The organism is Psychromonas arctica (genome assembly GCF_036697365.1).
In the GTDB taxonomy this organism is placed as follows: domain Bacteria; phylum Pseudomonadota; class Gammaproteobacteria; order Enterobacterales; family Psychromonadaceae; genus Psychromonas; species Psychromonas arctica_A.
The window spans coordinates 73531-88802 of sequence record NZ_JBAHZA010000013.1 but is presented as its reverse complement, the minus strand read 5'-3'; the positions used below and the strand labels follow the sequence as shown (position 1 = coordinate 88802).

The 15272-nt window shown below is 38.1% G+C and carries 12 protein-coding genes; all 12 read right to left on the bottom strand.

Annotated elements, in window-relative coordinates:
• Positions 1-66: 66 nt before the first annotated feature.
• Complete coding sequence (gene oppF, locus V5290_RS13990; protein WP_333387004.1) at positions 67-1056, bottom strand: murein tripeptide/oligopeptide ABC transporter ATP binding protein OppF; 990 nt, start codon at positions 1054-1056, stop codon at positions 67-69.
• Complete coding sequence (locus V5290_RS13985) at positions 1056-2021, bottom strand: ABC transporter ATP-binding protein (RefSeq protein ID WP_333387002.1); 966 nt, start codon at positions 2019-2021, stop codon at positions 1056-1058. Before V5290_RS13985 ends, oppF begins: the two co-directional genes overlap by 1 nt.
• A gap of 20 nt (positions 2022-2041) precedes the next feature.
• Complete coding sequence (gene oppC, locus V5290_RS13980) at positions 2042-2944, bottom strand: oligopeptide ABC transporter permease OppC (RefSeq protein WP_333387000.1); 903 nt, start codon at positions 2942-2944, stop codon at positions 2042-2044.
• A gap of 11 nt (positions 2945-2955) precedes the next feature.
• A complete protein-coding gene (oppB, locus tag V5290_RS13975) occupies positions 2956-3876 on the bottom strand; it encodes an oligopeptide ABC transporter permease OppB (RefSeq protein WP_333386998.1) in 921 nt (306 codons plus the stop codon).
• A gap of 127 nt (positions 3877-4003) precedes the next feature.
• Entirely contained in the window at positions 4004-5635 is a 1632-nt protein-coding gene (locus V5290_RS13970; protein ID WP_333386996.1) for an ABC transporter substrate-binding protein, read from the bottom strand.
• Between the two features lie 705 nt (positions 5636-6340).
• Entirely contained in the window at positions 6341-7096 is a 756-nt protein-coding gene (locus V5290_RS13965) for a Nif3-like dinuclear metal center hexameric protein (RefSeq protein ID WP_333386995.1), read from the bottom strand.
• A gap of 58 nt (positions 7097-7154) precedes the next feature.
• A complete protein-coding gene (locus tag V5290_RS13960; RefSeq protein WP_333386993.1) occupies positions 7155-8912 on the bottom strand; it encodes a right-handed parallel beta-helix repeat-containing protein in 1758 nt (585 codons plus the stop codon).
• Positions 8902-10905: a DUF3488 and transglutaminase-like domain-containing protein gene (locus V5290_RS13955; RefSeq protein ID WP_333386992.1), complete on the bottom strand. Its 2004-nt coding sequence runs from the start codon at positions 10903-10905 to the stop codon at positions 8902-8904. The genes V5290_RS13960 and V5290_RS13955 overlap by 11 nt, the downstream gene beginning before the upstream one ends.
• A gap of 1 nt (position 10906) precedes the next feature.
• Positions 10907-11899, bottom strand: coding sequence for a DUF58 domain-containing protein (locus V5290_RS13950; RefSeq protein WP_333386990.1), 993 nt, complete (start codon positions 11897-11899; stop codon positions 10907-10909).
• Positions 11900-12814 carry a MoxR family ATPase gene (locus tag V5290_RS13945; protein ID WP_333386987.1) on the bottom strand — a complete coding sequence of 305 codons (915 nt, stop codon included), beginning with the start codon at positions 12812-12814 and terminating at the stop codon, positions 11900-11902.
• A gap of 358 nt (positions 12815-13172) precedes the next feature.
• Complete coding sequence (gene phoR, locus V5290_RS13940; protein ID WP_333386985.1) at positions 13173-14462, bottom strand: phosphate regulon sensor histidine kinase PhoR; 1290 nt, start codon at positions 14460-14462, stop codon at positions 13173-13175.
• Between the two features lie 72 nt (positions 14463-14534).
• Positions 14535-15218 carry a phosphate regulon transcriptional regulator PhoB gene (phoB, locus tag V5290_RS13935; protein ID WP_333386983.1) on the bottom strand — a complete coding sequence of 228 codons (684 nt, stop codon included), beginning with the start codon at positions 15216-15218 and terminating at the stop codon, positions 14535-14537.
• Positions 15219-15272 lie beyond the last annotated feature (54 nt).

Here is a 15272-nt window from a genome sequence, read left to right as displayed (position 1 = left end):
GCACTTAGTGATTAGTGTGCTTTTATTCTTTTTTACAGCCGACAATCTAGCTATTAAAAAACTTTATTACAGCTCTAAAATACAAGCACTAGCATGACTTTCACGACCTTTAAGTGGCGTATCACTCTTGCTACACTTATCAACGGCAATAGGACAACGTGTTCTAAAAACACATCCCGATGGCGGATTCATTGGTGAGGGTAAGTCCCCTTCCAACATTTGTACTTTTTTATTGCGTTCAATTTTAGGATCAGGAATTGGCACAGCAGACATCAAGGCTTTGGTGTATGGGTGTTTAGGATCGGCAAATAACGCTTCACAAGTACCAAATTCCACTGCGTTGCCTAAATACATAACCAAAACGCGATCTGAAATGTGTTTCACCACAGATAAATCATGAGCAATAAAAATTAAACTTAAGCCTAATTCCTTCTGTAAGGATTTAAGTAAATTAACGACTTGTGCCTGAATTGACACATCCAATGCCGATACGGGTTCATCACAAATAATCATCTTAGGTTTTAAAATTAAAGCTCGAGCAATACCGATACGTTGACACTGTCCGCCTGAGAACTCATGTGGATAACGATTGATTACATTAGGTAACAATCCGACCTTATCCATGATCTCTTTCACCTGGGTTTTTACTTCCTGTTTACTTAACTGAGGGTAAAAGGTACGTAATGGCTCGGCAATAATATCCCCGACATTCATACGTGGGTTCAATGACGCGAGTGGATCTTGGAAAATCATCTGAATCTGCTTACGTTTATCACGCAATGCTTTTTCATCCAAAGTAGCAAGATCTTCACCTAACCAAACCACTTGCCCTGAGCTGACCGGCACCAAACCAATGATGGCACGAGCCAATGTCGATTTACCACAACCAGATTCCCCCACTACCCCTAAGGTCTCACCTTCATAAAGCTTAAGATCAATACCATCGACTGCTTTTAAAGGCGTCGGTTTAGCCCAAGGTAACAGGGATTTAGAAGGAATATTAAATTGTACTTTTAATGATTTAATATCAAGTATTAATTTTTTATCTGTTTCCATTACCATGACTCCCAATTAGAAAAACAAGCTCGTGAACGCCCTTCAGCAAATGCCGTTAACTGAGGAGTTTGCTCACATTCGCCCTGTACCACTCGATGGCACCTATCTTGATAAGGGCAACCTTGTGGAAGGTTTAATAAATTAGGAGGATTCCCTGGAATGGTAGGTAATTCATCAGCCTGATTATCTAGGCGTGGAATTGCTTTTAATAACCCTTCTGTATAAGGATGGCTTGGTTTGTAGAATATTTCGTTAACTGAACCATACTCCATAGTACGTCCGGCATACATCACTAATACTTTATCGCAGCTACCTGCTACTACACCTAAGTCATGAGTGATCATAATAATCGCTGTATTAAACTTATGTTTTAGCTCATTTAGTAGGTCCATAATTTGCGCTTGAATTGTTACATCTAGTGCAGTAGTAGGCTCATCAGCAATCAGTAATTTAGGGCGACATAATAACGCCATCGCAATCATCACTCGTTGTCGCATGCCACCAGAAAACTCATGAGGATACATATTAATACGACTGCGTGCTTCTGGTATTTTAACCGCCTCTAGCATTTCAACTGATTCTTCAAAAGCAGCTTTTTTACTTAACCCTTTATGTAAAATAAGTACTTCCATCATTTGTGCACTGACTTTCATATAAGGATTCAATGATGTCATTGGATCTTGGAAAATCATCGCAATTTTTTCAGCACGTACTTTATTTAATTGTTTCTCCGATAGATTAAGGATTTCATTACCTTCAAATTTTGCACTTCCAGAAATAATGCCATTTTTTGCTAGCAATCCCATTAAGGCAAACACTGTTTGTGATTTACCTGAGCCTGATTCACCAACAATCCCTAATGTTTCGCCGGGTTGCAGAGAAAACGTTAAATCATTAACAGCAGTTACATTGCCATCTTGGGTAGTGAACTCCACATGGAGATCTTTTACATCTAATAAACTCATTTTTTGTTTCCTTAATGCAACTATCGGTCTTTTGGATCTAACGCATCACGCAGACCATCACCAATATAGTTAAAACAAAATAACGTGATCACCATAAAAGCAGCGGGAAAACCTAATTGCCAAATAGCAACTTCCATACTTTGTGAACCCTCTTGTAAAAGAGCTCCCCAACTGGTCATCGGCTCCTGTACACCAAGCCCTAAAAAACTTAAGAAGGATTCAGTTAGGATCATGCTAGGTACTAGCAGCGTGGAGTAAACTGCAACAATCCCCAACACATTAGGGATAATGTGGCGACGAATAATATTCCATTTACTGACACCCGATACATGTGCAGCTTCAATAAATTCTTTGCTGCGTAAACTCAGTGTTTGCCCGCGCACAATACGCGCCATGTCCAACCAGGCAATGGCACCAATAGCAACAAAAATCAGTACAATATTGCGACCAAAAAAAGTAACTAATACAATCACTAAGAACATAAAAGGTATCGCATAGAGGATTTCTAACACTCGCATCATAATACGGTCAACTTTACCTCCGATGAAACCCGACGTTGCACCATAAACGGTACCGATAACCACAGCAACTAATGCTCCTAGTACCCCTACCATCATTGAGATTCTTCCACCAATAAAGGTGCGAACGAATAGATCTCGTCCTAAACTATCGGTTCCGAATAAATGTGTTGTAGATGGCCCTTCATGCAACGCATACCAATCAGTATCATCATAGGTAAATTCTGCCATCATAGGCACGAAAATAACGGCTAATATGATCACTGCTAAAATAACTAAGCTGACCATCGCGGCTTTATTTCGCATAAAACGAAGCCGTGCGTCTTGCCACAAACTACGCCCTTGTATTTCCAGATTAGTAGAAAAGGCTTCTACCGCTTGCACATTTTGTTTTTTTGTAAACATCGATTCAGCCCTTAATAGCGAATTTTTGGATCAACATACGCCAGCAATATATCTACAATGGCGTTAAATACGATAAACAATAATCCAATTAAAATAGTGATCCCCATGACTAATGAGTAATCTCGATTAAATGCAGCATTCACAAATAATTTGCCGATTCCAGGTAAACCGAAAATAGTTTCAATAACAACAGATCCAGTAATAATACCAACAAAGGCAGGCCCCATATAAGAAACAACAGGTAACATGGCAGGCTTTAATGCATGATGTAATACGATATAAGAGAAACTTAATCCTTTGGCTCGAGCTGTTCTGATGAAGTTACTGTTGAGTGTTTCAATCATGCTACCGCGGGTAATACGCGCAAAGGTCGCAACATACATCATGGCCAGGCCTAAGACAGGCAACACCATGTACTTCAACGATCCATCAAACCATCCACCAGCAGGAAACCAACCTAAACCAATAGAAAAGATGTAGATAAGCACAGGTGCTAACACAAAAGATGGCATCACTATACCCAACATAGAGGTCGACATGAGACCATAATCAAGCCAGGTGTTTTGTTTTAATGCAGCTATTGTCCCTATTGCAACACCACACACTAACGCAAAAATAAAAGCAAATGCTCCAATTTTTGCAGACACTGGTAAAGCAGCAATCACCAATTCATTAACGGTGAAGTCCTGGTATTTAAATGATGGCCCTAAATCACCTTGTAGCACATTAGTTAAATAGGTGGTGTATTGTTCAAAAACAGGTTTGTCCAAACCATATTTTGCATTGATGTTTTGCATTACCTGCGGGGGAAGTTCACGTTCGCTTGAAAAAGGACTTCCTGGTGCAAAGCGCATCAAAAAGAAAGAGACAGTAATTAAGACTAACAGTGTAGGAATAGCCTCAATAACTCTCTTTAAGATAAATTTAAACATAATATTCTCAATTTAATAGATCAAATTAATGCACCGAGCTAATCGCCGGCATATTTAATATGACTCAAAATAGATAGTGAGAGGCGAGTATTCACCTCTCATCTTAAACAGTACAAAAATTCAGAATTTACTCTGCAATGATGTACATATTTTTAGAATAGTTTTTATCTTCAGCATTATGGTGAGCATAACCACCTACATGCGGGTTAAGGAGGCGAGCTTTAACATATTGGTAGATTGGAATAATCGGCATATCTTTAGCAAGTAACGCTTCTTGTGCATAATATAGCTTCTGACGCTCTTCTTCAGAGGTGCTAAGAATCGCTTGTTCCGTTAGCTTATCGTACTCTGCACTTTTATAATGTACACCACCAGTGGTGTTGTTACCTTCCATTAACGAAGTGAAAGTCGACGCTTCATTGTAGTCACCACACCATGAAGCACGGGCAGCTTGGAAGTTACCTTGGTTTTTAGTTTCTAAATAAGTCTTCCATTCTTGATTCTCTAAAGTTACTTCTACACCTAACGTTTTTTTCCACATGGAGCCGATTGCAACGGCTAACTTTTTGTGGTTTTCACTGGTATTGTAAAGTAGCGAAAACTTAAGTGGATTAGATGCGTTATAACCAGCTTCTTCTAATAGCTTCTTAGCTTCTGCGTTACGCTCTTTTTGAGTTAATTTTGCATAAGGAGGTAATACTGGATCAAAATGTGCCACAATTTCAGGTGTTAGTCCGTAAGCGGGTTTTTCACCTTTACCTAATAGAAAGTTAGCAATTACATTACGGTCAATGGCATAAGATACCGCTTTACGCACACGTAAATCATCAAATGGAGCTTTATGTGTATTTAAACTATAATAATAAGTACACAAGTCGCCTTTTATTGCTAAGGATTCTGGATGTTCTTTCTTTAAACGTTTGAAGTGTTCATTTGGCACGTCATAAGTCATATCGATTTCACCAGCAAGAAAACGATTCATTTCAGCCACATAATTTTCTAATGGCAGATAAGTTACCTTAGTTAAGACAGTTTTACCGTTATCCCAGTAGTTTTTATTTGGCGTCATTTCGATACGTTCATTAACGACCCATTTACTCATTACAAAAGCGCCATTGCCCACAAAATTCTCAGGCTTAGTCCATTGCTCTCCATATTTTTCAACTGTCGCTTTATGAACTGGCATCATGGTGGTATGTCCCATCATCATGACAAAATAAGGAACAGGCGTCGCGAGCTTAACTTCGAAGGTGTAGTCATCTATCGCTTTAACACCTAATGTACTTTTATCTTTTTCTCCAGCAATAATATCAGACGCATTTAACATGGTCGTCATATCCAAGTACCACGAATAAGGAGAAGCCGTCGCAGGATCTACTGCACGTTGAAAGCTATATACAAAATCATGCGCAGTGACAGAATCTCCGTTAGACCATTTAGCATTTTTACGAAGATGAAAAGTAAATGTTTTGTTATCCGTTGTTTCCCAACTTTCAGCAACACCCGGGATTGTATTCCCTTCTGCATCCTGTGTGACTAATCCTTCTAACAAATCTAAAATAACGTTTGATTCAGGTACACCTTGTGTTTTGTGCGGATCAACTGACGCGACTTCTGAACCATTTCCTTTCACTAACTCTTGTTTAGCTGCTAATTTAGTGCCCGCGGGGACATCTGCAGCGATTGCATTAAATGATGTTGCTGCGAAAGAAAGGCTTAAACCTGCGAGTAATGCTTTTGTTATTTTATTTTTATTCACAATTAATTCCTTTATATGATGATTAAACCATCTTGTTTTAACATTCCCTTAGTAATGAAAATACATAAAACAGACAATCAATAATAACGTTTTCATAATCAAGTATAAGTTTACTCAGTAAACACAGGTAGAAAGGGAGCAATATAGAAGCCAAAAAATAATTTAAATTATATCAATCACTTAAAGCACAATCTAAAGGCTAACAAGCTGCTTTTCACCAATCTAGTGCATTAATAAATATTAATGGTGCAATATCATGCACTTACTGAGCACACAATAAACTGACCATTCGGTTAACATTAATCCATAGAGTATTACTTTAAAAGTTAAAATTCCAATAAATAGGAATTAGGTAACTAAAATCAATTTTAATAATATAAACTGTTGTTTTTCTTGTGTAGTAATGCTGGAATTTTTATCACTTTATACAAAAGTGAAAGAATGTAATGTGATGGTTGTATTTAAGAGCAAATACAAAGTCGGAAATAGACGTATTTTTTAAAAATAAATTGAAAAAACGTACTGATTTGCTCGCTAACAGCTTCAATAGTAAGATAAATTTACTGTTTATCTATATCAATAGCGGTAAAAAGTGTAGATAGCAATAACCTCTATTTTAAAAGTTGGATTAGTGATGTGTATTTTATGGGGGGCACACTGCCTGCTCAGTTTCATAGCAAGGCAGCGTATAACGTATAAATTAAGTTAAACAGGATTATCAATATCAATGAATGTGACATCGAATCCCATTTCGTCAGCTAACCATTCACCTAACGCTTTAACACCATAACGCTCTGTTGCATGATGACCTGCGGTAAAATAATGAATTCCCATCTCTTTGGCAATATGTGTCGTTCGCTCTGATATTTCACCGCTGATAAATGCATCAATCCCTTGTTCGGCAGCAATGGTGATATAATCTTGACCACCACCAGTACACCAAGCAATCGTTTTAATTTCTGACTTGCCACCATCAATCCATAAAGGTTCGCGGTTCAATTGCTGAGTGATCGTTTTAGCCAATGTTTGAGGTGTTAATGCTTGTTCAAACTTGCCTACTCGACCAACACTACGCTTATCCCAAGGTTCTAACGGACGCCTGTCGGTAATGCCTAATAATTCAGCAAGTTGTTTATTGTTACCTAGCTCTGGATGTACATCTAATGGTAAGTGGTAAGCGTACAGATTAATGCCATTTTCTATTAATGCTTTGATACGATTATATTTCATCCCTACTATCGGTTGTGACTCACCTTTCCAAAAATATCCATGGTGAACTAAAATAGCATCTGCGTTTAATTCAATAGCAGCATCGATTAAAGCTTGGTTAGCCGTCACTCCAGTTACTATTTTTTTTACTTGCTCTTTCCCTTCAATTTGCAAACCATTAGGGCAATAATCTTTAAATTGATGGATTTCTAAAAATTGATCTAGCTTGTTGGCAAGTTTACGGTTATTCATAGGTTTCACTTCTAAATTGGGGAATTGTTGTTATAGCTTATTATGATAAAGGTAAAGATTACTTTTGAACATATTCAACGGCACCAATATCTGGATTTTCACCATAATAAGTTAAAGATACCTGATCGCCTTTTTGCCATGTCACTGTTTTATCCAGATAAAGCAGGCTCTGCTCAGGCACGACTTTAACAATGGCCGCATATTGTAATTTGCCCGTAAGCTTTGAGCGCAAAACAACTTTATCACCGCTTACTCCTGCAATTCCCTGCCCGTCAAAAAAGAACTGGCTGTCACTTACTTCTATGACTTTACCAGAACCGCTGTTGCTTGGTATTTTAGTTAATAACACACCTGCATCGATCATCGGGCTATTCGAAGATAACTGGTAATTGGATTGAGCCGAATCAACAAATAAAGGGTCAGTCGCTAAAGTATCTTTAAACTGTACTGGGATAAAGCTTCCTTCAAAATCATATATGCTCATTTGTTTATTCTTGCCCCACAAACCAATGACCTTATTACTTTCATTACTAGCAATATTATTATTTAAAAACCACTGGTCTCCTTCACTCGCAATAAATAAAACCTGCTTTGCACTTCTGTCCTTACACTGGTTTATACTTAGCCCTTGGTTATTCCATAAAATATTATTAACGAACTGATTATCTTCGAGGCGTTTTTGCCAACGGCCTATCGCGATACCAACACACCAATTATCGTGAAACGTGTTGTTATAAATACGATTTCCGTAGTTATAAGCGGCCTCAGTTTGATAACTTGCTAAGCTAAAACCTACATTTGTGCGGTAAAATAAATTAAAACGAATAATTCCGTTTTGCCCTGCATATTGAATACCGTTACCACCGCTAGCCGAATAATAACGTACTGCATCTTTGAAAATATTATGCTCAATAACATTATATTGACTTGCATCTAACACTGGTTGTACTTGCTTAAATCTACCATTTCCATGCCAGTTCATTGTTGCTGATTCACAATCAAATACTGAGCCAATTTTCTGTTTTTTATTACTAAAAATATTATTTCGAATAACATTAAAACTACCGCATTTAATATTCCATAAATCATGACCAGCTAATGACAGCTCATTACCTTCAACTAAGTTGTAGTTGGAATGTACTAAGGCTAAAAGATCCGTTCCTTTCTGAAGGTGATTATTAACAATGCTATTATGGTGGCTAAAGGCGATGTATAAACCACCACGTTTACTTGCCCCCTTACCATCATTATAAAGAGTAGAACCGTTAAAATAATTATTAGCAAAAAGATTATGATGCGCATTATTAAAACGCCCAAAGCCAATACTTTTTTCAACTGTTATCCCATTAATCACATTGTAAGAGACTTCATCTAACCATATCGCTCCATACTGCTCACCTTGATCCTGAGAATTAACGCCAGTGATAAATACCTGCTCATTATGATAAGCACTGAATCCTATGTGAGCCTGTGCAGTACCACTTTTAGTAAGATGTAAAACTTGTTTATATCGTCCAGCACGAATCAAAAACAGATCGCCAGGCTCAGCCATTTTGGCCGCTTCTGTAAGGCTGGGTAAAGCTAGTTGTAACGCTTTAGTCGCATCACATTGCCTAGTTGTCGGGTCATAATGCTGACAAGATTGCTTAAGTTTTTGATCTACAAATATGTGACGCGTAAACTTTGGAACAGCAAAGCGTTCAGTTAATTTACTCAATGATATTGAAGTCATTGAATGAGCACTCACAGAAAAACTCAATAAAGCCAAGCAAAAAAGCCAATAAGTTAAGTCTAAAAGGTTTAATTTATTGGGCATATAGCGAGTCCTTAGGAAACTGTTTTAACGCTTTTACTAACTGTTGCTGATTACCTTCTTTTGGATCATATAAAGCAGCTTGAGATAAAGCCCCAAGATGTTTGCAAGCATCTGCTAATTGCGGTTGGTTGGTCTCTAATCGCACGCAAAACTGTGCTAACGTTTCATGCTCTGCGCGTTGTATTTTCCATTGTTGACAGGTTCTATCAAATTTAGCTAAGCCTTTTTGTAATGGGCTTCTTGCTTGCCATTTGGGACGAATAACCAAAGCAATGTAACAGCCCATTAATGATGAAATAATAGCGAAAAATACTATAGCAATACGCCACGGCTCTTTGCCTCCAAATAACTGTTTAAGTAATTGGTTTTGTTGTTGTGCATCATAACTGAGTACCCAACGACTCCATAGGTAATTTGCCGCATCAAAACGGTGACGCAAATTAGTTAACCATTGTGGTGAGCTAAATTGCCCTGCTGCAATACGATTTCTGTCAGCTTCTTGTAATGCATTATCAATTCCTTGTTCCACTCGATCAGGTGCAACAGCACTGGTTGGATCAATACGTTTCCAACCCAATCCATCTAACCAGACTTCTGTCCATGCATGGGCATCTGCTTGGCGAACACTCCAATAGTTCTCGGATGGTTCATAACGTCCTCCTTGGTATCCAACCACAACCCTTGCTGGAATGTCCGCGGCGCGCATTAATACGGTAAAGCTACTTGCAAAATGCTCACAAAACCCTTGTTTTGAAGAGAATAAAAAGTCATCCACGCTATTTTCCCCTAATAGCGGAGGACTTAACGTATAGTGAAAATCTTGATGGTAAAAATCTAACGCTTTAGCAATGATTTGCTCAGGAGATTCTAATGTATTACGCCAGCTTTCCGCTAAAGCCACTGCTTTGGGATTAAATCCTGATGGCAAAGCCGTTAATTGTTGGCGTTGTTGTGGAGATAATGCATTTATTAAAGTATCACGCGGATCTACACTGCTAACTTGATATTGCAAACGTGTATTTAATGGTTCTCTAGCAACTAATAAGCCACTGCTAGTAATTCTAGATCGAACCGAGCCTGTATCTGCGGTAATGGGGTTTGCTAAACTAAATAACCAAGGATAGCGATGTGCTTCCATCAAGACTTCATAATTAACCGTTCTTACATCCCCTTGCTTAGCTTCAAGAGCTCTATCTGAAAAACGTGATAGTCTTTTTCTTGTCCAAGTTCTTCCGTCAAAATTTTCAAGTATTAACCCTCGCCAATACAGCTCACTTTGTTTTGGCGTAACATCATCAAGAAAAGTCACTCTAAAAGCGGTACCGGTGGATTGCACTAAACTACCAATATCACCCGGTGATAAGCTTTCACTAAAGCCTGTTTGTGCTTGTTGATTTAATAAAGGCGTATGCCATAAAGGGCCAAGCCGAGGCATCACAACAAACATTAACAACATTAGCGGCAATGCTTGTAGTAATAAAATACCGCCACCTGTTAACTTACGTTTTGCTGTTAAATTTCCAGTGGTATAAATAGTTTTCCAAGCAGTGATTAGCACCATACAAGAGGCTGCAGCATACAAGGTAGCCCAGATAGATTGAACAAAAAGAAACTGGGCGGCTACTGCAATAAAGCCGATAAAAATGATTAATAATCCATCTTTTCTGGTGCGTAGCTCTAATAACTTAACAATGAAAGTAAAGACTAAGAAACCAACCATAGCCTCAACACCAAAAGCGCCTTGATAAGTTAAAAATAGCCCTGTAATCGCTGTAATACTTATGATTGATTTGCTGAGACTACGAGGAAATTGATATTTACCTACATGGATCTTCCATCTCCAATATAGCGCCCCACCCCATATCACCCACAACCATATTGGTAGTTGCACTAATAAAGGTAAAATAACGATTCCTTGTGCAACCAATAACCAAATTAAATTATGGTGTTGGATTAGTTTTTGTTGTTGAAAGCTATGCTGTGGCGTTTGCATATTAAAGGCTTCCTCCATCGAAATTAAATCGCGCTAATGAAGTGAGCACGTTTATACGATGTTGCTCGCCTAGATTGGGTTTGATCTGTTTATGAGGTATTGATAGACCGTAAGGTTGTTGAATGCTTTCAAAATAAACGGCCCAATAACATAAAGCACTTAATCGTCTCTCGCCTTGATATTGACTAAAATCATCCCAATTAAGCCAACAGTCACGCTGTAATTGTGCGCTATATTGTTTAGAGTATAACCCTTGTTCTCTGGCATAATGTTTCCATGCAATATGTTTAATAGGGTCGCCGGCCTGATAAACTTTCAAGCCATTAAAGTCATCGCTACCTTGCCCACCACTGCCTTGCTCACCAGCATCACCACCACTCAACTGTGTCGGAAATGGCACTTTAACAGGCTGAGGAAAAACATCTGCAGCGATTTTCAGGTTAACCCATGTCCAGCAACGGATCACCCCTAACGGAAAAGTTGTTTCTATAAGTAATTTACCAGGGTTCAATACACCTCGTTTATCTGACTGTAATCCTACCTGTATAGATGATGCTTTACCTTTTTGTAGTTCATAACTAGCTGGCTGACCTTGCCACCAGCGTATGGTTAAATTTTCATAATGTTTGTGAGAAATCCCTGATAACTCTAAATTAAACAAAGCAACATCATTAACAAAAACAGGCTTAACACCAAGTGTTTTAATCGTTAACCCTGCTAAGTTTGCATAGGTGTGAAAAATCGCCACTATCATTAAACTAAGTAATAAATAACTTAAAGCAAGCACTAGATTATTTTGGTAACTGGTCCCTAACAACCAAAGAATTGCACTTAATGTAAATAAGCTGAAACCAGTAAGACTTGGAAATATATATAAATTTCGCCTATTGAGAAGGACCTCTTGCGTCATTGGGCTGCGTTTATCTATCCACTTAAAAAAACGCTTTTGTAAAGGGGAGAATGGAGAAGCGAATCCTTGCTTTTTATTGCTCATTTAAGCAATAACCTTAACCGATGTTAATAAGTAATCAATAATGTCGGTTTGCCCGTGCTCAAATTCTCCACCTCGAACTCGATGTCCTAAAACAGCTCTCGCAACGTCTTGAATATCTTCAGGAATTACATAATCACGTCCTGCTAGTAATGCCCATGCCTTGGCGGCGCTCAACCATGCAAGAGCACCTCGAGGAGACACCCCGTAAGTAAAATGTCCATCCTCACGAGTAAAAGTGATTAGACTTTGTAAATAGTCTAGTAAAGCATCACTACATCTTATCGCTGCTACCTCTTCCTGTAATGTATGCAGTTGTTGTTGGGTTATCGCTGGTTGCATATCAGTGATCCGTTGGCGAGGATCAGCCCCTTCTAATAATAAGCGTTCTGACTGGTGATCTGGATAACCAAGGCTAACACGCATTAAAAAGCGATCTAATTGCGATTCAGGGAGCATAAAAGTACCAGACTGAGAGCTAGGATTTTGAGTTGCAATCACAAAAAATGGTGAGGGTAATAAACGTGTTTCACCTTCAATACTAACTTGCCCTTCCTCCATTGCTTCTAATAAAGCACTTTGCGTTTTTGGTGTGCTGCGGTTTATCTCATCTGCTAGCAACAATTGAGTAAAAATAGGCCCTGGATGAAATGCAAATTGCGATTGATGTTTATCAAATACCGCTGCCCCTAAAATATCGGCAGGCAATAGGTCACTGGTAAATTGCACTCGTTGATAATCTAAACCTAGTACTTTTCCCAAACAATGGGCAAGAGTGGTTTTCCCCATGCCAGGTAAATCTTCTAGCAAGAGATGGCCTCGCCCAATCAGGCACGCAACGGCCAATTTCACCTGCTTTTCCTTCCCCAATAAGACCTGACTAACCGCGGTCACAATATCACTCAGTATTGGTTGCATTAATTATCCCTATCGTAAATATACCGAGCAACGTATTAGATATACGGTATTAAATTTGTATTAAAAATCAGTGAGTACTACTGATAATAGAGTAGTTATTGAACTTAATGAAGTCTTTTAAATAATTGAAAAATTAATAAAAAGTCTATTTGAGATAGGAATAGCCATACTTAAAAAATATAAAGGGATTGGTAACGTTAGCTTTGAACCATTCATGATTAGTTTACTAACTGCGATCACAATCGATAGAATTGAAATTTTCAATATATTGATATTTTTATTAAAACAAAGTGGAAGTTAAATATGATTATTTATAATAAAAATCATATTTAACTCGTACATGGATCATTGTTGAGAACTACTGAACATAGTTATTAGAAATAATGAATGAAAATTGGCTACCTTCACCAATGTTACTTTCAATTTGTAATTGCGTGTCATAGTGCGATAAAGCATGTTTCACAATAGATAAACCAAGCCCTGAACCGCCTGTATCACGTGAGCGAGATGAATCAACTCGATAGAAACGCTCTGTTAAATGAAGTATATGCTCAGGCGCAATACCATCACCTGTATCCATTACACAAAAATAAGCACCTTCAGGTAGTTTTTTCCATAATACTTTGATGCTGCCACCTTCTGGTGTGTAATTAATCGCATTGTAAACAAGGTTAGACATGGCGCTACGTAATTGCATTTCATCGCCTACGACAGACAATTTAGGGTCAACTTTAAATTGAACTGAGTGTGATTTCTTACGCCCTAATGTAATCGCTTCATTTTCAATTTGAGTCAATAATGCAGGAATATTAATACTCTCATGAAAATCTAAAGTAGCTGCACCTTCAATTTTAGATAATGTCATCAATTGTTCAACCAATGAACACATTCTTGCCGTTTGTTGATCTAACACCTTAATGGTTTTTAACTGCATTTTATTATCTTGTGCACTCATCTCTAAAATTTCTATATAACCCTGTAATACAGTCAGTGGAGTGCGTAATTCATGAGAAACATTGGCAACAAAATTACGCCTGGTTTCATCCATTTGGCGATAATTAGTTACGTCTCGGACAATTAACAAACGTTGATTCTTAGCGTAAGGCATCACCCTAAATTCAAGGATTTTATCAATATTAATAGGTGAAATAAGATCCAAGGGTTCGTTATAAGCTTCACTACGAAGATATTCAACAAAGTCAGGGTGACGAATCAAGTTAGTAATGTTATCACCCGCATCATCAGGCCACTTAAAACCTAATTGGTATTGCGCCAACTTATTACACCAAACAATCTCGCCGTCACTTTTAAATACCACTACAGCATCAGGTAATGCTTCAGAGCCCTCACGGAATCGGCTTATCACATTGGCTAAGCGATTACGTCGCTTCCGATTCCTTTGCTGCATGTTATGGATACCAATATAAGCATGCTCCCAAACAGATCTCCCCTGCGGCAACACCATACTTTTACTGACCCACAACCAGTCATTTAGTTTTTTTAAGAAATAATAATGCCAACCGATATGAACAATGGTAGAGACTAATAATAATTCTATTAAAAGCCCGGTTAATAAACCTAATATAATAACAGGCACATAAATTAAGAAGATGGCCCAAGATAACTGCTTCCATGTATATACTTTCAAATGCACTACTCTACATTGGGACGACTGTTACTCGTCATTTATAATTATTGCTAATGATTATAAAAAAATAGGTTATGAACGTGTGGAAAAGCGATAACCTGCGCCACGTACTGTTTGTACTAAATGGTCATGGTCAACTAATGCTTTTCGTAAGCGACGAATATGAACATCAACGGTGCGATCTTCGACATAAACGTTGGTCCCCCATACGTTATTTAGTAGCTGTTCTCGGCTATAAACTCGCTCTGGGTGAGTCATAAAAAAATGCAGTAACTTGAATTCAGTTGGCCCCATTTCCAATGCAGTATTATTTAAACTAGCGCGATGAGAGATAGGATCTAACTTTAACTTTCCTACTTTTAAGGTATCATCTAATGAAGTTGGGTTCACACGACGCATTACGGTTTTAAGTCTTGCCATTAACTCTTTCGGAGAGAAAGGTTTAGTTACATAATCATCGGCACCGTTTTCTAAACCACGTACTTTATCCTCTTCTTCACCACGAGCCGTTAACATTACAACAGGTATTTGGCGTAATATCTCATCTTGTTTCAGGAACTTTAAAAGCTGGATACCACTACCACCAGGGAACATCCAATCTAATAGAATTAAGTCTGGATAAGGTTCGTGTAAATGATTTAATGCCGCTTGGTAGTTATCTGCTTCTAATGTTTCATAGCCATGCTGCTCTAAAACAAAACTTAACATATCTCTAATTGCTACTTCATCTTCAACTACTAAAATTCGACTCGCCATTCAATCCACCTAATCATTATGTCTATTAAATAAGGCTATTATTACCACTGACTA